Consider the following 17,382-nt stretch of genomic DNA (forward strand, 5'->3'; position numbering starts at 1 on the left):
ATGCATCTGTTCGACATAAACAACCAACCTCAAGGCAGCATCATCCTAAACTACTATGGACAACACTTACTGGATACCCTTAATTTTGGTACGCAAGCTTTGGATTCCCGCTCGTCACTCATGCTGCTAGACCATGACGGTTACTGGATGAAAGGACCTATTAAAGAAAAAGAATGGGGCTTTATGTTTGCCGATAAAAAACAGGTTTCTTTTGCAAACGAACACCCCGGTATTTGGCGTCAGATGCAAAAACAAAAAGCCGGACAAATCCGCACTCCCGAGGGTCTTTACAGCTACAAAATCCTACTGCCGTTAAAGCCAAATAACCACACTAGAAATTGGCACTACGACTTTAAGGATACCGTCTTTAAAACCCAAACCCAATTAGATGATTATCAATGGGTCTTAATCTCGTTTTTGCCCGCCTCCAAGTTTTATACAGACACTCAAAACGCGCTTTTAGGCAGCATTGCCTACATCGCCGTCGGATTGGTTTTATTAGCGTTTTTAGCCTATTTTCTGGCAGCTTCTTATTTAGAAAAACAGTATTTACTCTATAAAACCCATCACATGGCATTTCACGACGAATTGACCGGTCTTTTCAACCGCCACATCCTCGACCAGGCACAAGGTTTAAACCTGGTGCTTCCACATGATCAATCAACGCCTTATGCCGTATTCTTCTTCGATCTGGATGGTTTCAAACCCATCAACGATCAATACGGCCATCATATCGGCGACGAAGTGCTCAAAATCGTCGCCAAACGACTGCAAAGTAGCGTGCGCGAACAAGACATACTTATTCGTTTGGGCGGCGACGAATTCGCCCTTATCGCTCCCAAGCTATCCATGGTTAAACACGCCGAACGCTTAGGACAAAAACTGCTGCATAAAATTCAAGATCCAATCCATGTCGAAGGCCACATCCTACAATTAGGTGCCAGTATCGGTATAGCGCTATACCCTAAGCACAGCGACAACCTAGACAAACTCATCAGCCTCGCCGACGACGCCATGTACACAGCCAAAGAAAGCGGCAAAGGTAGAGTGTGCTTCCCGGAAGAAAACCAACATTAAGAAACGGATTTCAAATATTCGTGATAATAACGAAGACATAAAAAAACCCGCATTGAGATTACTCAATGCGGGTTTTAAGAATATGGCGGTGGACTAGGGATTCGAACCCCAGGTAGGCTACTAACCTACAACGGTTTTCAAGACCGCCGCCTTCAACCGCTCAGCCAGTCCACCAATGTTTGATGTGGCGTATTATAGAGCCCCCAGAGTTTTTTGCAAGGCGTTTTGTTCATATTTTTGTAAAAAAATATACAATCTTTATTAAACCAATTATTTAGCCTAGCCCGTTGAGAATTATGAAAAGCTTAAAGCCGGAACCGACCCTTACGCCCTTTCAAATCCGTTGTTATGAACTGCTTAAACGCATTCCCGAAGGCAGAGTCACAACGTACAAGGCAATTGCCGATGCGTTGGGCAGCAAAGCTTATCGGGCTGTTGGGACGGCGATGGCGAAAAACCCTTATCTGATTGAAGTGCCCTGCCACCGTGTGGTCAATAGCAATGGTGCAATCGGTCATTACGCCTTGGGTCATGAAAAGAAGATCGAGTTACTGAAACAGGAAGGTCTGGAAATTAAAGATTCCAAAGTCGCCGATTTTGAATCGGTCTTTTTCGACTTCAATGAATCCTGAATCGCAGACATAAAAAAACCAGGCAAGCCTGGTTCTTTTATCGAGCATATCACGAGGATATTAAAGTACTTCCGCACCGCCCATGTAAGGACGCAACGCTTCCGGCACGGTAATGCTGCCGTCGGCGTTCTGATAGTTCTCCAATACCGCAACCAGAGTACGACCAACCGCTAGACCGGAACCGTTCAAAGTGTGAACCAACTGAGGCTTGTCGTTACCGGAACGGAAACGCGCCAACAGACGACGTGCCTGGAAATCTTCAAAGTTCGAGCATGAAGAGATTTCACGATATGCGCTCTGACCCGGCAACCATACTTCCAAATCGTAAGTTTTGGCGGAAGAGAACTCGATGTCACCGGTACACAACGCCAGTACGCGGTACGGAAGACCCAGCTTTTGTAGAATCAATTCTGCATGGCCGGTCAGCTCTTCAAGCGCTTCATGCGACTTTTCAGGATGTACAAGCTGTACCATTTCGACTTTTTCAAACTGGTGCTGACGAATCAAACCTTTGGTATCACGTCCGTATGAACCCGCTTCGGAACGGAAACACGGTGTGTGACCGACCATACGAATCGGCAACTCGGACTCTTCGATGATTTCATCGCGGAACAAGTTGGTGATCGGCACTTCGGCAGTCGGAATCAAGTAAAGGTCACGGTCATTGGTATCGTGTTCTTCGTGCTTACTCAACTTATACAGGTCTTCTTCAAACTTAGGCAACTGCCCGGTTCCGCGCAAGCTGTGCTGGTTGACGATGTAAGGCACGTAAACTTCGTTATAGCCGCTTTCTGCATGCGTATCCAACATGAACTGAGTCAAAGCGCGCTGCAACTTGGCAACCGATCCTTTTAACACGGAGAAACGCGAAGAAGCGATCTTAACGGCCGCGTCGTTGTCGTACCAGCCGCGCGCTTCCATCAAATCAACGTGATCTTTAACTTCAAAATCAAATGCTTTCGGCTCGCCCCATTTACGGATTTCGACGTTGTCGTCTTCGCCCCCGCCAATCGGCGTGGATTCGTGAGGAAGATTAGGAATACCGGCGTAGATGTCTTCGATTTGAGCCTGTACTTCGTCCGATGCGGTTTTAGCCGCTTCCAACTGGTCGCCCAAATCAGCCACTTCCGCCAATAGCGGTTCGATATCCAGGCCTTGCGATTTGGCTTTACCGATCTCTTTCGAACGGCTATTACGCTCCGCTTGCAAGGATTGGGTTTTGGCCTGCAACTCTTTACGTTGCGCTTCCAAAGTTTCAATCTGCGCGGTATCCAATTCAAAACCGCGAGTTTTCAATTTTTCAGCAACCGTTTCCAGCTCTGTTCTCAGTAGCTTTGCATCTAACATGGTGACTCTCTGTGTTTGATTATTCTGTTTTTTCAGCCGTCGCGGGACGACGTAAATTTTGCGAATTATTCTAACATCAATTGCGTTTGTCGATGCTGCAATTACACGCCATATTCTGCGGAATTCGTCAGATTTAAAACAGAGTAAATCGATTTCGGACGAACCGTATTGAAAAACGGGTCGCAGCCGAACGATGCAGCCCGTTTACAGGATAAGTTCAGGAGGTTTCAGTTTGATAGTCGCTCATCGGCGGACAAGCACACACCAGATTACGGTCGCCGAACACATTATCGACCCGCCCGACCACCGGCCAATATTTGTTTTGCTTCAACGATTCCAACGGATACGCCGCCAATTCACGGCTATAGGCATGCGGCCAATCGTCGGCCATAACCTGATCGGCCGTATGCGGCGCATGTTTCAACGGATTGTCTTCGGCATCGAGTTTGCCGTTGGCAACGTCGTCTATTTCCCGCTTGATGGCGATCATGGCATCGCAGAAGCGATCGATTTCGTCTTTGGATTCCGACTCGGTCGGTTCGATCATCAGAGTGCCGGCCACCGGAAACGACATGGTCGGCGCATGAAAACCGTAATCGATCAGACGCTTGGCGACGTCGTCGACACTGATACCGGTCTCTTCTTTGATCGGTCGCAGATCGATAATGCATTCATGTGCAACTCGCCCGTGTGCATCAGTGAATAAAATCGGATAATGATCGGCCAATCTGACGGCGATGTAGTTGGCACTCAAGATGGCCGTAGCCGTGGCTTGTTTCAAACCGCTGCGCCCCATCATCGCAATATACATCCAACTGATCGGCAATACGCCCGCGCTTCCCTGCGGTGCGCCGGAAACCGCCCCCACGCCTTGAGAGAACTCGGACTTTGTCTGCAACACACTGCCCGGCAGGAATTCGGCAAGATGTTGTTTTACGCCAATCGGCCCAACCCCCGGTCCGCCTCCGCCGTGCGGAATCGCAAAGGTTTTATGCAGATTCAAGTGCGAAACATCACCGCCGAACTGACCGGGCGCACAAACACCGACCATGGCGTTCATATTGGCACCGTCGATGTAAACCTGTCCGCCGTGTTGATGCACCCAGTCGCAAACGGTTTTGACATTGTCTTCGAACACGCCGTGAGTGGACGGATACGTAATCATAATCGCCGCTAACTTGTCCGAATGTAGCTCCAGCTTATTCTTCAAATCGTCCAAATCGATATCGCCCGACGCCGAAGTCGCCACTACTACAACCTGCATTCCGGCCATGTGCGCCGAAGCGGGATTGGTTCCGTGCGCGGACGCGGGAATCAGACAGACATCACGATGCCCTTCGCCTCGACTGCGATGATAAGCGCCGATCGCCAACAGTCCGGCGTATTCGCCCTGCGCACCGGAATTCGGTTGCAAGGAAACCGCATCGTAGCCGGTTGCCGCACACAACATCGCTTCCAATTCCCGACAAAGCTGTTGATAACCTTGAGCCTGATCCGCGGGCGCAAAAGGATGCAGTTGAGCGAATTCCGGCCATGAAATCGGCATGAGTTCGGCAGCGGCATTGAGTTTCATGGTGCAGGAACCCAACGGAATCATGGCACGATCCAGAGCCAGATCTTTATCCGCCAGTCGGCGCATATAACGCATCATCTCGGTTTCCGAATGATGCTGATTGAACACCGGATGCGTCAAAAAGCCGGACTGACGCTGCAAGGTTTCAGGTATCACATCGCAAGAGGACGCTTCAATGTCGTCGACTCTGAATTCAATCGACTTAACATCTGCAAATACATCCCAAAGCTGCTTCACGTCTTCGATTGTTGTGGTTTCGTCCAAAGAGATCGCAATATTGTCTGAATCGATCAGACGTAGGTTAATGCCCTTTTTCAAAGCACCTTCAAGGATTTGCGACGCTTGCCCGAAGGTACGAATTCTCAAGGTATCGAAATATTGTTGATGAACAAGCAAACAGCCTAAGTTTTTCAATCCTTCCGCCAGGAAGTGAGTCAACCGATGCACTCGATAGGCGATTTTGGTCAGACCTTGCGGACCCTGGTAAACCGCATACATGCTCGCCATCACCGCTAATAAAGCTTGCGCGGTACAGATGTTACTGGTGGCCTTCTCGCGGCGGATATGTTGTTCGCGTGTTTGTAGCGCCAAGCGATATGCTTTCTGTCCACGGCTATCCACGGAAACTCCGATCAAGCGCCCCGGCATGGAACGCTTGAAAGCGTCTCGGGTTGCCATATAGGCGGCATGCGGACCGCCGTAACCCAGTGGTACGCCGAATCGTTGCGTGTTGCCGACCACCACATCCGCACCCATCTCACCCGGCGGTTTGAGTAACGTCAGACTTAATAAGTCGGCGGCAACGGCCACCAAAGCCTGTTGCCGATGCGCCTGCTCGATCAAAGCGGTGTAATCCGCCACCTTGCCGTCGGTTCCCGGATACTGCAACAACATGCCGAACAAATCCAAATCTTCGATGCCCTTTGTCGGATTCGCCACCACCACCTCAATCCCCAAAGGCTCGGCTCGGGTTTTAACGACGGCGATGTTTTGCGGATGACAGTCTTCCGCCACCAGAAACACCTTGCCTTTGGATTTACTCATACGTTGGCACAACGTCATCGCTTCGGCACAGGCCGTCGCTTCGTCCAACATTGAAGCATTGGCAAGTTCCATGGCGGTAAGATCGGACACCATGGTTTGAAAGTTGAGCATCGCTTCCAAGCGGCCTTGGGAGATTTCCGCTTGATAAGGCGTATAGGCGGTATACCAAGCGGGATTTTCCAAGATGTTGCGTTGAATGGTCGGTGGCGTAAAGGTGTTGTGGTAGCCCATGCCGATGAAGGATTTACAGACGGTATTCTTTGCGGCGATGGTTTTTAACCGGGCCAGCGACTGATGTTCGGTCAGCCCCTCTTCCAGAGCCATATCGTCATGGCGACGGATTGCTTCTGGAACGACACTGTCCAACAGTTCCTCCATTGAAGTCAAACCCAAACTCTGTAACATACAGGCCTGTTCTTTTTCATCCGGCCCCAAATGACGGTTTACAAATTCATCACCGTACTGCAACGCATCCAACGACAATGAAGCTAAGTCCGTAACCCCTGCCTTCACCATAAACGCTCCTCACCTATTCATTAGGAATGTCGATTATTCGGCAATACAAGCCTGATAAGCGGTTTCGTCCATCAAGTCATCCAGCTCGGCGATGTCCGTCAGTTTGACTTTAATGAACCAGGTGGACATGGCATTTTGATTCACCAACTCGGGCTCGTCGTCCAACGCGTGATTGACTTCCACAATGGTGCCGTTGACCGGCGCATAGAGTTCGCTGGCCGCTTTGACCGATTCGATCACCGAGATCGATTCGCCTTTTTGAATATCTTGCCCCTCTTCCGGCAATTCGATATACACCAAATCGCCCAGTTGCGCCTGGGCAAAATCGGTAATGCCGATTGACGCAATTCCGTCATCATCTACTTGAACCCACTCATGCTCTTCGCTGTATTTAATTTGGCTCACCGCATCTTCTCCTACTGTTTTTTTTATTGCTGTTTTTTTACTGTTATCTGTTTTATTGTCACTGCTAAACCGATTCGCTTTTGTCCTGTCGCCTACCTGCTGCTTACCCCCGATAGTAATGGGTTTCCACAAACGGCAACGCCACCACTCTCATCGGCACTTCCTTATTTCTGACTATCGCCAGTAATCGCGTTCCGATTTCGGCTAACTCCGTCGGCACGTAGCCCATTGAAATCGGGCCGCCGACACTCGGCCCGAAACCGCCGCTGCTGACCGTACCGACCACTTGATCGTTACCATCCTCGATCTGGGCATTCTCGCGCACCGGGATTTTACCTTCCGGTTTCAATCCGACTCGCTTGATCTCTGAACCCTGCTGCAATTGCGCCATAATGACCTTGTCTCCCGGATAACCGCCTGGGCGTTCGCCGTCTTGACGTCTCGCCTTTGAAAGCGCCCAAACCAAACTGGCTTCGACCGGCGTAACGGTTTCAGTCAAATCGTGACCGTACAAACACAGTCCGGCTTCCAAACGCAAAGAGTCGCGCGCACCCAAACCGATCATCTCAACGCCGTCCTCTTCCAGCAATCGACGAGTTAAAGATTCGGCCTGTTCGGCCGAAACGGAAATCTCAAAACCGTCCTCTCCGGTGTAACCCGAACGCGTTACCAGACACTCCACGCCATTCAGCGTCAAATCCGCCGCCGACATAAACACCATTTGGCCGGATTCCGGCGCCAACTTCGCCATCACTTTTGCCGCCATCGGGCCTTGCAATGCCAACAAAGCCCGATCTTCCAACACCTCGATATCGCACAGACCTTGCAGGTTTTTCTTAAGATGCTGGATATCCCGCTCTTTACAGGCCGCGTTGACGACCAAAAAGAAACTTTCCCCCGTATTGGTCACCATCAAATCATCCAGAATGCCGCCCTCGGAATTGGTGAACAACGCATAACGCTGGCGCATTAACGGCAAGTCGACAATATCGACCGGCACCAATTTTTCCAACGCCTCGGCGGCACGTTCGCCTTTGAGAATAATTTGACCCATGTGCGAAACATCGAACAGACCGGCTTTTGTGCGGGTATGCAGATGCTCTTGTTTGATGCCCATGGGATATTGAAGCGGCATGGAGTAACCGGCGAATTCAACCAGTTTCGCGCCTAATTGCTGATGTAAACCGTAAAGAGGAGTGTATTTAAGGGCTGTGGGCGTTTGCTGCATAATGACGTCCTAGAAGCAAAGCCGGGCCTATTTTGAAGGAAACGGCTTAATCCGTAAAAACTACTATTCTATAGACTTATCAAGGAGATAGGTTCGAGATTTTCTATCCCCGTAATGAGAGATTTAATGATGCCAGAATAATGCCGAAACAGCGGTTATCCACAGCTTTGAAAAGCATTAAATTTGGCGGGCGGCGAGCATTCCCAACCAGACTGCGACCACGCAAGTAATGACGCTGACGGCGATATTCATCAACGCCTTATTCATTTCCCCGACTTCGATGTACTGCATAGTCTCGTACGAGAAAGTGGAAAACGTAGTGAAGGCACCTAAAAAACCGACCATGATGAATGAACGCCATTCGTTTGAGGCGCCCAACTTGTCTACCAGCAAAACCGCGACAAGTCCCATGACGAACGAACCGATCACATTGACCGACAGCGTTCCCCAGGCAAAATCGCGCCCCAGCCATTGGTAGGTCTGATGCGACACGGCAAAACGCGAAACGGCTCCCAGAGCGCCGCCTGCGGCAATCGCAAGCCATGCAAGTCCTGTCATTTTTTTAGCCCCCTCTCCATCGAATTATGCATACCCTTAACCGTTAAAATTAAGAACGTCTCTTATAAATTGCGTTGGCATTCAACTGGCGCAGATGCTCCATCTTGGCGGAAATCTTAATTTCCAAGCCGCGATCCGCCGGTTGATAATAATCCCGTTCGGCCATCTCTTCCGGGAAGTAGCACTCGCCCGCTGCAAACGCTTCCGGCTCGTCATGGGCATAACGATAGCCTTTGCCGTAATCCATTTCCGCCATCAGCTTAGTCGGCGCATTGCGAAGGTGAAGCGGCACCTCATAGGAACCATGTTCTTTCACGTCCGCCAACGCAGCGTTATAAGCCATGTATGCGGCATTCGACTTCGGCGCCACCGCCAAATAGGTTGCCGCCTGAGCCAATGCCAAATCCCCTTCGGGCGAGCCCAAACGCTCGTAGGCTTCCGCCGCGTTCAGCGCCAACTGCAAAGCGCGAGTGTCGGCATTTCCGATCTCTTCGCTGGCCATACGAATCAAACGCCTCGCTAAATAACGCGGGTCGACGCCCCCGTCCAACATACGCACCAACCAATAAAGCGCCGCATTCGGATCGGAACCGCGCACGGATTTATGCAGTGCGGAAATCTGGTCGTAAAATGCCTCGCCGCCTTTGTCGAAACGTCTTAAACCGCCTTGAACCACTTCTTTACAATGTTCGGCGGATAAGATCAGCTGACCTTCGATTTCCGGATCGGGTTCGGCAAAATCGACCGCCTGTTCCAACAGGTTAAGCAAGCGGCGGGCGTCGCCGTCGGCAGCCTGTAAAAACAGGCTTTTTGCCTCTTCTTCAACCTGAAGTCGAGCACCGGCGGACGCTTCCAGATCGTTCGACAGCATTTCGATGCCGCGTTCCAAAACTTCGGCCAATTCGGACTCTTCCAAACTGCGTAGAACATAGACGCGAGCTCGTGACAACAAAGCGTTATTCAACTCGAACGACGGGTTCTCGGTCGTCGCACCGATAAATACAAAGGTGCCGTCTTCGACAAACGGCAAAAACGCATCCTGTTGCGCCTTGTTAAAACGATGAACCTCGTCGACGAACAACAAGGTGCCTTGCTGAAATTGCTGGCGGTGTAACTTAGCTTGTTCCACGGCTGCACGCACATCTTTAACACCGTCCAATACCGCCGAAAGGCTGATGAACTGCAAGTCGGACTGTTTGGCGATCAAACGTGCCAGCGTGGTTTTTCCGGTTCCCGGCGGCCCCCAGAACACCATGGAATGCAAGTTGCCGCTGGTGAACATACGCGACAAAGCCCGGTTAGGCCCGAGCAAATGTTTTTGCCCGACATAATCGTCCAGATTCTGCGGACGTAATCGGTCGGAAAGTGGCTGATAAAGGCTCATTATTGCGGCTGACCTACCAAATCATAACCCTTAGGCAATTTAAACTTAAACTCATCGGCAGGAACCGTCAGGTTCATCTTGATATTCTTGAAACGAACCCGGGTAACGTTATCGGCACTTTGGTACATCCATACTTCCGTCATCTGTCCGCCTTGCAAAACAATTTCGATGCTTTGGAAATAGGTAGCTTCCTTTGGCTTAAGGTTATAACGCTGCTTTCCGTTGGCCGAACCTTCGTGAATGATGGTAAAGCGATCTTCGATCGGTTCGTCATACAGCAGCCAGCTTAGCGGGATCTCCGACTTGATATCGTTGATCGGACGCACCGTAACCTGCTCCAGATCATCGTCCTGAACCCATAGGTTAATACCGTCCGCCACGATTTTCTGCGGTTCCGGTTTTAGGTAATGCCACACCAGTTTCCCCGGACGTTGCAGCTTAAAATATCCGCTTGAGGCATTCGTGGTAAAACGTTCTTCGTCCGGCTGAATTTGATCGAAATCGGCGCTGAACGTTTTCAATTGGTTAACGTAGTCTTGCAATTCGGATTGTGCGTAAACCGGCATGGAAACCGTGAAAATAAGCCCCATCAACCAGTTAAAGGATCTGTTTAATTTCATTAAGCGCTCTTTTAATCGTTATTTCGTTTAAATAAATTGGTCGGTTAAATCGGTTTAGATTCCGACCATCAATCCTGCGGCTTAGGCGCCAGGACTTCACGGTTACCGTTCGATTGCATGGTGGAGACCACTCCGGACGCTTCCATGGTTTCGACAATACGCGCGGCGCGGTTGTATCCGATCTTGAAGCGTCGCTGGATTGACGAGATCGAAACCCGACGTCCTTGAATCACAAATTCCACCGCTTCGTCGTACAACGCATCCTGCTCGGCGTCTTCGTAACCGCCCTCGGAACCCGCATCCGAAGTCGGTCCTTGCGTAATCGTTTCCAGATACTGCGGTTCACCCTGGGTCTTAATGAATTCCACCACTCTATGCACTTCTTCATCGGTCATGAAGGCGCCGTGAACACGTCTTGGCGAACCGGAACCCGGCGGTAGGAACAACATATCCCCCATCCCCAACAACTGCTCGGCACCACCCTGATCGAGAATGGTACGCGAGTCGATTTTGGTATTAACCATAAAGGAAATTCGGGTCGGAATATTGGCCTTGATCAGACCGGTAATGACATTCACCGACGGACGCTGGGTTGCAAGAACTAAATGGATACCCGCCGCACGCGCCTTCTGGGCGATACGGGCGATCAACTGTTCGACTTCTTTACCGACTACCATGATCATATCGGCAAACTCGTCGACCACCACCACGATAAACGGCAACGGTTCCAATGTCGGCGGCTTCTCGCCCATTTCATGTCCGAAGTTAGCCGCCTGTTGATAAAGCGGATCGATCAGAGGCTCGCCCTTTTCAATCGCTTCTTTCACTTTGAGATTGAAACCGGCAATGTTTCTCACACCCATTTTGGCCATCAGCTGATAACGGCGATCCATTTCGAATACGCACCAACGCAACGCATTGGCGGCATCGCTCATATCGGTGACCACCGGCGTCAACAAATGCGGAATATCTTCGTAAATCGACAACTCCAACATCTTAGGGTCGACCATGATCAGACGGACTTCATCCGGACGGCTCTTATACAATAGACTCAAGATCATACTGTTAACCCCGACCGACTTACCGGAACCGGTGGTACCCGCCACCAACAAGTGCGGCATCTTGGCAATATCCGCCACGACCGGTTTTCCGGAAATGTCTTTACCTAACGCAATGGTTAGCGGCGACTTGGCGCGCTGGAATTCGTCAGAAGACAAAACTTCCCTGAAACTGACCAGTTCGCGTTGTTCGTTCGGAATCTCGATTCCCACAAATGCCTTACCGGGAATGATGTCAACGACACGAACCGATTGTACCGACAGTACCCTCGCCAAATCTTTAGCCAGGTTATTAATCTGACTGACCTTAACGCCCGGTGCAGGCAGAATTTCAAAACGGGTAACGACCGGTCCCGGCTGCACGGATTCAACCTTGACGGTCACGCCAAAGTCGAGCAGACGCTGTTCCAACAGGTTTGACAGGGCTTTTAGTTCGTCTTCGGAAAAGCCTTCTTCATAATCCGGCGGCGGATCAAGTAAATCCAGACTCGGCAAATCTCCGGACTGAATGATCGGCACCGTCGAACTGGCCGTTTGTCTGGTGCCTACTTTGACATGCGACAAATTTCCCGGTTTCGGTTCGCTTGAATTCGAAACCACCGCACTGGCTTCCGCGACATTCGGTTCCGAAGCGATTTCGCTTGAATTGGCGACCGCAGAGTTTTGCATCTTAGGTGCTGAGCTATCAAGTTCAATATCGTCCAACGCTCCGACCGCCAAAGTCTTTTCACTTACGTTAACGTCATCCGTAGCCGGTTCTCCCTTTTTGAAAACACCCAATACCTTTGAGATTGGCTTTTTCGTTGTGTCGGCCAACGCGGGCTTGGAGGCCGTACCGATCTGAGCATTCGAATTTTGTAGAGGACGTTTCAAGTCGATCTTTTCAAACCAACCTTTCATTTTGTCCGAATGTTGCACCTTTTCATGGAATTGAGCTTGGATTTTTTCGCTTAATAAAACCGCCATGCGCCCGGTCACTTCCACAATCGTCAGCCAGGAATAACTGGTTAACATGCTGAATGCAATGGCAAACAAAACCAACAACACCAAGGTTGCGCCCAACAGATCAATTCCCGATACCAGCCAGGTACTGAGTTCATAACCCCAAACCCCACCGGCCGAATACGGCAATTGAATCAAGGCATTATCAGGATCCATATACAGATTGGCCAGACCGGCACCGGCGGAGATCAACAGCAACAACCCTAAAAGACTGACTCCGAAACGGAAATAATCCAACTCGCTGCCGGAGCGTATCTTCAAGGTCACCCAACCGGCCAATAGAATTCCGAACGGAATCAGGAAACCGAAAATGCCGAAGACGTACAAAATCATCGACGACAACCAGGCTCCGGTCTTACCGCCGTAGTTTTTCAGCTCATAAACACCGCCGGCGGAATCAAATCCCGGATCTTGCGGATCATAGCTAAACAAGACAATAAAAAGGAAGAACGCCAAGCCGATACAGCTTAACACCAGACTGTCTTTCAACACCCAGTTAAACTGGCCGTTTGAGGACTTTTTCTCGGTTTGAACGGATTCTTCTTTTGATGGAGATTTGACTGGTTTAAAGGTCATCGAAAACTCGGATTCTCTGTTACACTCAACTTATACGTCTTTCACCCACTGTGTATGGATATTGAATAGAAGAGCTAATTTAAAGGCTAGATTCGTCTATATTATTCATAGTTGGGTCTAGTTTATCGATTAAAAACTGCTAAAATTTTAGCATATCGGCAAAGTTAATTATTTATAGATTATAGAGAAGATAATTGTCCGGTTTTAATTAACCGCCGACGATTCCAAATTCCACTGTATATCGAAAACCCTAAAAGGAACGCTTCATGGCTACAAAACATTGCAAATTACTTATTTTAGGTTCAGGTCCGGCAGGTTACACCGCAGCAGTTTACGCAGCACGTGCGAATCTTCAACCTGTTATGGTCACCGGGATGCAGCAAGGCGGACAATTAACCACGACGACGGAAGTGGACAACTGGCCGGGCGATCCTGAAGGTTTGACCGGCCCTGACCTAATGGTACGTATGCAAAAGCACGCCGAACGTTTCGGAACTGAAATCATCTTTGATCATATCCATACCGCCGAACTGACCAGCAAGCCTTTCAAACTGATCGGTGACGCCGGTGAATACACATGCGACGCTTTGATTATTGCGACCGGTGCTTCAGCCAAATACCTTGGACTGGAATCGGAAGAAGCATTCAAAGGAAAAGGGGTTTCCGCTTGTGCGACTTGTGACGGTTTCTTCTACCGTAATCAAAAGGTAGCGGTAATCGGTGGTGGTAATACCGCAGTTGAAGAAGCGCTTTATCTTTCAAATATCGCTGCTGAAGTGACAATCGTTCACCGTCGCGACAAATTCAGTTCGGAAAAAATTCTAGCCGATCACCTTCATGAAAAAGCCGCCAACGGCAATATCAAAATCGAATTCAACAGCCAGTTGGAAGAAGTGTTGGGAGACAACATGGGCGTGACCGGTTTACGTTTGAAAAACAACGAAACCGGCGAAAGTAAAGACATCGATGTTGCCGGTGTGTTCATCGCTATCGGGCACACACCTAACACCGGAATTTTTGACGGTCAGCTGGAAATGGAAAACGGCTACCTTAAAGTTCAAAGCGGTATTCAAGGTAACGCGACTCAAACGTCTATTCCGGGTATCTTCGCCGCGGGTGACGTTATGGATCAGCACTATAAGCAAGCGATCACGTCTGCCGGTGCAGGATGTATGGCTGCCTTGGATGCTGAGAAGTATCTGGATAACTTAGGAAGCTAATAATCCATGTGTCATAAAAAACCACCAAATACGGTGGTTTTTTTTATCCTACATAATTTGAATTTGCAGGCTAATAAAAAAGCGGCAAGTCTAGAACAATACCGTACCTAATTATTAATCAGATAATTATTAAACAGAGGACACACCATGAAAAAAGTATTGCTGTTCGCAATCGGATTAAGCGTTTCAAGCCTAACGTATGCGGCCGATCCGGCTTTGAAAACCACGGATCAGAAAGCCAGTTATGCACTTGGAACCGACTTGGCAAAAAACTTGAGTCAACAAGGCGTTAACATCGACATCAAAGCACTAACCCTAGGGTTGGAAGACGTGCTTAACCAAAAACCGCTAAGACTGAGCCAGGAAGAAATGCAGGCGGCCGTTAATGAAGTGAAAACGGCACTTATGCAAAAACGCTTGGAAGAACAAAAAGCCTTAGGCGAGAAAAATGCCAAGGCCGGTGCGGATTTCCTGGCTAAAAACAAAACCAAGCCGGGTGTAAAAACCACAGCAAGTGGTTTGCAATACAAAGTGATTACCGAAGGTAAAGGCCCTTCTCCAACTGAAGACGATATGATCACGGCGCACTACAAAGGTTCGTTGATCGACGGTACCGTATTCGACAGTTCTTACGAGCGCGGTTCACCACTTGAGTTCCAAATGAACAACGTTATCAAAGGCTGGAAAGAAGCACTCAAATTAATGAACGTCGGTGCCAAGTGGGAAGTTTATATTCCTGCCGAATTAGCCTACGGCGAGAAAGGCGCGGGTAACCGTATCGGGCCGAACGAAACTCTGATCTTTACCGTCGAATTAATTAAGTTCGAAAAAGCGCCGAAATAATCCAAAGCGTTAGACATAAAAAAACCCAGTTACACTAGTTAACTGGGTTTACCTTATTCAGGCCAATTGAAGTTGCTCTTCAAGAGGAGTGTTGGTTAAACAACAAAGCCAATACTAATATAATCAATCGCCTATATCAATTTTTCCTTATATGTTTTTTCTTATCATTCAATAAGCTAAAGTTATAAAGACTCATCAATAATTTGAATAGATTGCGATAAAACGGCTACTCGAAGCCTCTTTCAAATCATCCGTTCAGAATTCAGCCAAAGCATAAACTTCATACGCCGGCGTCTCGTACGGGTGTGCATCAAGCAAGGTTGTCACGGCCTCGGCAATCAATTCATCCGAGCACACCATTTCCACTTTATACTCTTCAACTCTTTCAATTTCATCTTGCTGACCGATAAAAGGCCGACTGCCTTCCAAAGCGCGAAACTGCCCCATTCCTTTTACTTGCCAGCAACAACAATCGTAGTTTCCTATCTTGCCGACGCCGATTTCAAACAGCGCACTTTTAACATCCTCAAGATGCGATTCCGGCACAAAAAAACAGAGCTTATACATTTACCACCTCATTTAATGGTTAAAATCTTACCGAACAAAACGAAATTAAATACAATAGGCCATCACTTCGCCCTATTAATCAAGTCAAAAGGAGTTATAGATGAGACCGTTGCTTATCACCTACGCCGTTATTTTATTACTTGGCATTACGACTATACTGACCGACATTTACTACTTTGCCAATATTGCCGGGTTTATTTCAGCGATCGGTTTCCTATATGTCTTTTTCAAGGATCGTCCGGATGATGAGTCCGAATATGCTAAAAAATTACGTCGTTACTGGTACATCGTCTTCGCAACGGGCATCTTTTTCAGCTTGATTTTAGGCAGCTTATGGAACGACCATATGGGCGGCATGGCTAGTTAATACCGCTTCCGCGAAATGTGCCCATAAAAAAAGCTCCGTCAGGAGCTTTTTTTATGGCGTTAATTCATACCGAATGAATCTATGGCGTGCTAGAAAAGGTCAACGTCCCCTTCATCCATACTATCCGCCTGAACGCGATTCATACGATTCGCTTCGATATAATCACGCTGTTGTCGAATCACCATTTTCAATTGATCGATTCTTTCTTTATGTTCCGCTTCATTGGCAACCGGCAGATTTTTGCTCTCTTCCAGGAATTGATTTACCTTGTTAGAGAACTCATTTAAGTTCGCCAAGTGATTCATTGTCTGGTCGACCAACTGTCTCACGATGTCCTCAAACTGCAACGAACGCATTGCGTTGGAAACACTGACTTCAATTTCGGAAATGATGCCGGAGACGTCACCCAATTTTTCGGAAATTCCGCCGTTCATCTCTTCCAAATCGCTCAACATGCCGTCCACTTTACTTTGTGACGAAACCGCATGTTCCATGTCTTTAGATGCCGTTTCACTAACGATGCTACGGACCTGATCCACGGTACCGCGTGCTTTCTCGGCTTGTTTACGAATCTGTTCGTTAAGTAAGTTGGAGTTCAACGAAAGTTTACGAACCTCGTCTGCGACCACGGCAAATCCGCGTCCTGCCTCACCGGCACGTGCCGCTTCAATCGCCGCGTTCAATGCCAACAAGTTAGTCTGATCGGCAATTCCTTTAACGTCTTCAAGCAAAATAAAGATCGCTTCGATCTGACCGACCATGTCGTCGATTTTAGAAACCGTTTGCGTACTGCGGTGACTGGCGTCGGTCAGCAGATCGATCAAGTACTGTAACACCACCTTGATTTCAGATGAAAAACGCTGAACGCTCATATGTTCGGAACTTTCTCCTCCCCCTAAGTTTTCCAGTAGGGACAGAACCATCTTGTATTCAGCCTGTGTCTGATCGTGCAAACCTGAAAAGCTGTTGTTTAAGGTCTCGATGGCTTCCGCAATCAATTCCTTAACCTGAGCCAGCTCTTCGTTAATGACATCCACTTCACGTCCGATGACCTCTTCATAATCACCCACAACGGTCTCAAGCGACTGATTCGCCGTAATAATGGATACACTGCCCTCCGCCACTCGATTAGGCAATTGAACTTTTTCTGGCGCTCTTTCCGTTGAATCCCCGGAACCGGACGTTCTGGCAACTATTGCCACTTGGGACGTCCATGCCAAAGAGATAATGACAATAATGACCGGTGCGATATAAGGGACCTCCAAAAAACTCAGAGCGACTCCCACCACCGTCAGCAACCATGCAGCCCAATAAACCTTCATGACTTGAAGCATGTTGTACATCCTTAACACTTATTAAATTACA

Annotated in this window: 15 protein-coding genes and 1 tRNA gene; 5 read left to right on the plus strand and 11 right to left on the minus strand. The window is 48.7% G+C overall.

Going from position 1 to position 17,382, the window contains the following annotated elements; genetic code table 11:
- Nucleotides 1–1,077: diguanylate cyclase domain-containing protein (locus tag ABY044_RS09930; protein ID WP_373020332.1), on the plus strand; the 1,077-nt coding region annotated here is incomplete at its 5' end.
- A gap of 83 nt (nucleotides 1,078–1,160) precedes the next feature.
- Here ABY044_RS09930 and ABY044_RS09935 read toward each other — a convergent pair.
- Nucleotides 1,161–1,251, minus strand: a tRNA-Ser gene (locus ABY044_RS09935).
- 122 nt (nucleotides 1,252–1,373) lie between these two features.
- On the opposite strand from ABY044_RS09935, the gene ABY044_RS09940 reads away from it, so the two are divergent.
- The gene (locus tag ABY044_RS09940; RefSeq protein ID WP_373020334.1) at nucleotides 1,374–1,709 is read left to right on the plus strand and encodes an MGMT family protein; all 336 of its coding nucleotides are present in this window, start codon (nucleotides 1,374–1,376) and stop codon (nucleotides 1,707–1,709) included.
- A 60-nt stretch (nucleotides 1,710–1,769) separates the two neighbouring features.
- Here ABY044_RS09940 and serS read toward each other — a convergent pair whose 3' ends face one another.
- The 8 genes from serS to ABY044_RS09980 all read right to left on the minus strand — a co-directional run bounded on the left by serS (nucleotide 1,770) and on the right by ABY044_RS09980 (nucleotide 13,020).
- Entirely contained in the window at nucleotides 1,770–3,056 is a 1,287-nt protein-coding gene (serS, locus tag ABY044_RS09945; protein ID WP_373020336.1) for a serine--tRNA ligase, read from the minus strand.
- Between the two features lie 217 nt (nucleotides 3,057–3,273).
- Nucleotides 3,274–6,189, minus strand: a complete 2,916-nt coding sequence (gene gcvP, locus ABY044_RS09950) for an aminomethyl-transferring glycine dehydrogenase (RefSeq protein ID WP_373020338.1) — start codon at nucleotides 6,187–6,189, stop codon at nucleotides 3,274–3,276.
- A 33-nt stretch (nucleotides 6,190–6,222) separates the two neighbouring features.
- On the minus strand, nucleotides 6,223–6,594 hold the full coding sequence (gene gcvH / locus ABY044_RS09955) for a glycine cleavage system protein GcvH (protein ID WP_373020340.1): 372 nt from the start codon (nucleotides 6,592–6,594) through the stop codon (nucleotides 6,223–6,225).
- 103 nt (nucleotides 6,595–6,697) lie between these two features.
- On the minus strand, nucleotides 6,698–7,822 hold the full coding sequence (gene gcvT, locus ABY044_RS09960; protein WP_373020342.1) for a glycine cleavage system aminomethyltransferase GcvT: 1,125 nt from the start codon (nucleotides 7,820–7,822) through the stop codon (nucleotides 6,698–6,700).
- A 177-nt stretch (nucleotides 7,823–7,999) separates the two neighbouring features.
- On the minus strand, nucleotides 8,000–8,380 hold the full coding sequence (gene crcB, locus ABY044_RS09965) for a fluoride efflux transporter CrcB (RefSeq protein WP_373020344.1): 381 nt from the start codon (nucleotides 8,378–8,380) through the stop codon (nucleotides 8,000–8,002).
- 49 nt (nucleotides 8,381–8,429) lie between these two features.
- Nucleotides 8,430–9,764, minus strand: a complete 1,335-nt coding sequence (locus tag ABY044_RS09970) for a replication-associated recombination protein A (protein ID WP_373020345.1) — start codon at nucleotides 9,762–9,764, stop codon at nucleotides 8,430–8,432.
- Entirely contained in the window at nucleotides 9,764–10,384 is a 621-nt protein-coding gene (locus tag ABY044_RS09975; protein WP_373020346.1) for an outer membrane lipoprotein carrier protein LolA, read from the minus strand. The genes ABY044_RS09970 and ABY044_RS09975 overlap by 1 nt, the downstream gene beginning before the upstream one ends.
- A 68-nt stretch (nucleotides 10,385–10,452) precedes the next feature.
- Nucleotides 10,453–13,020, minus strand: a complete 2,568-nt coding sequence (locus tag ABY044_RS09980) for a DNA translocase FtsK (RefSeq protein WP_373020348.1) — start codon at nucleotides 13,018–13,020, stop codon at nucleotides 10,453–10,455.
- A gap of 266 nt (nucleotides 13,021–13,286) precedes the next feature.
- Here ABY044_RS09980 and trxB point away from each other — a divergent pair, with 266 nt between their 5' ends.
- Complete coding sequence (gene trxB, locus ABY044_RS09985; protein WP_373020350.1) at nucleotides 13,287–14,240, plus strand: thioredoxin-disulfide reductase; 954 nt, start codon at nucleotides 13,287–13,289, stop codon at nucleotides 14,238–14,240.
- A gap of 147 nt (nucleotides 14,241–14,387) precedes the next feature.
- A complete protein-coding gene (locus ABY044_RS09990) occupies nucleotides 14,388–15,083 on the plus strand; it encodes an FKBP-type peptidyl-prolyl cis-trans isomerase (RefSeq protein WP_373020352.1) in 696 nt (231 codons plus the stop codon).
- Between the two features lie 255 nt (nucleotides 15,084–15,338).
- Here ABY044_RS09990 and ABY044_RS09995 read toward each other — a convergent pair whose 3' ends face one another.
- On the minus strand, nucleotides 15,339–15,650 hold the full coding sequence (locus ABY044_RS09995) for an NGG1p interacting factor NIF3 (protein ID WP_373020353.1): 312 nt from the start codon (nucleotides 15,648–15,650) through the stop codon (nucleotides 15,339–15,341).
- Nucleotides 15,651–15,750: 100 nt separating this feature from the next.
- Between ABY044_RS09995 and ABY044_RS10000 the strand changes: the two genes are divergently transcribed.
- On the plus strand, nucleotides 15,751–16,017 hold the full coding sequence (locus ABY044_RS10000) for a hypothetical protein (protein ID WP_373020355.1): 267 nt from the start codon (nucleotides 15,751–15,753) through the stop codon (nucleotides 16,015–16,017).
- 89 nt (nucleotides 16,018–16,106) lie between these two features.
- Here ABY044_RS10000 and ABY044_RS10005 read toward each other — a convergent pair whose 3' ends face one another.
- Complete coding sequence (locus tag ABY044_RS10005; protein WP_373020357.1) at nucleotides 16,107–17,351, minus strand: methyl-accepting chemotaxis protein; 1,245 nt, start codon at nucleotides 17,349–17,351, stop codon at nucleotides 16,107–16,109.
- Nucleotides 17,352–17,382 lie beyond the last annotated feature (31 nt).

The organism is Thiomicrorhabdus sp. (assembly GCF_041583835.1).
GTDB lineage: Bacteria > Pseudomonadota > Gammaproteobacteria > Thiomicrospirales > Thiomicrospiraceae > Thiomicrorhabdus.

What these genes read in the sequence shown, in the direction of transcription:
- ABY044_RS09975 (WP_373020346.1), bottom strand. Translation starts at nt 10,384, where the DNA reads ATGAAATTAAACAGATCCTTTAACTGGTTGATGGGGCTTATTTTCACG.
- ABY044_RS09980 (WP_373020348.1), bottom strand. Translation starts at nt 13,020, where the DNA reads ATGACCTTTAAACCAGTCAAATCTCCATCAAAAGAAGAATCCGTTCAA.
- serS (WP_373020336.1), bottom strand. Translation starts at nt 3,056, where the DNA reads ATGTTAGATGCAAAGCTACTGAGAACAGAGCTGGAAACGGTTGCTGAA.
- ABY044_RS09995 (WP_373020353.1), bottom strand. Translation starts at nt 15,650, where the DNA reads ATGTATAAGCTCTGTTTTTTTGTGCCGGAATCGCATCTTGAGGATGTT.
- crcB (WP_373020344.1), bottom strand. Translation starts at nt 8,380, where the DNA reads ATGACAGGACTTGCATGGCTTGCGATTGCCGCAGGCGGCGCTCTGGGA.
- ABY044_RS10000 (WP_373020355.1), top strand. Translation starts at nt 15,751, where the DNA reads ATGAGACCGTTGCTTATCACCTACGCCGTTATTTTATTACTTGGCATT.
- trxB (WP_373020350.1), top strand. Translation starts at nt 13,287, where the DNA reads ATGGCTACAAAACATTGCAAATTACTTATTTTAGGTTCAGGTCCGGCA.
- ABY044_RS09970 (WP_373020345.1), bottom strand. Translation starts at nt 9,764, where the DNA reads ATGAGCCTTTATCAGCCACTTTCCGACCGATTACGTCCGCAGAATCTG.
- ABY044_RS09990 (WP_373020352.1), top strand. Translation starts at nt 14,388, where the DNA reads ATGAAAAAAGTATTGCTGTTCGCAATCGGATTAAGCGTTTCAAGCCTA.
- ABY044_RS09940 (WP_373020334.1), top strand. Translation starts at nt 1,374, where the DNA reads ATGAAAAGCTTAAAGCCGGAACCGACCCTTACGCCCTTTCAAATCCGT.
- ABY044_RS10005 (WP_373020357.1), bottom strand. Translation starts at nt 17,351, where the DNA reads ATGCTTCAAGTCATGAAGGTTTATTGGGCTGCATGGTTGCTGACGGTG.
- gcvP (WP_373020338.1), bottom strand. Translation starts at nt 6,189, where the DNA reads ATGGTGAAGGCAGGGGTTACGGACTTAGCTTCATTGTCGTTGGATGCG.
- gcvT (WP_373020342.1), bottom strand. Translation starts at nt 7,822, where the DNA reads ATGCAGCAAACGCCCACAGCCCTTAAATACACTCCTCTTTACGGTTTA.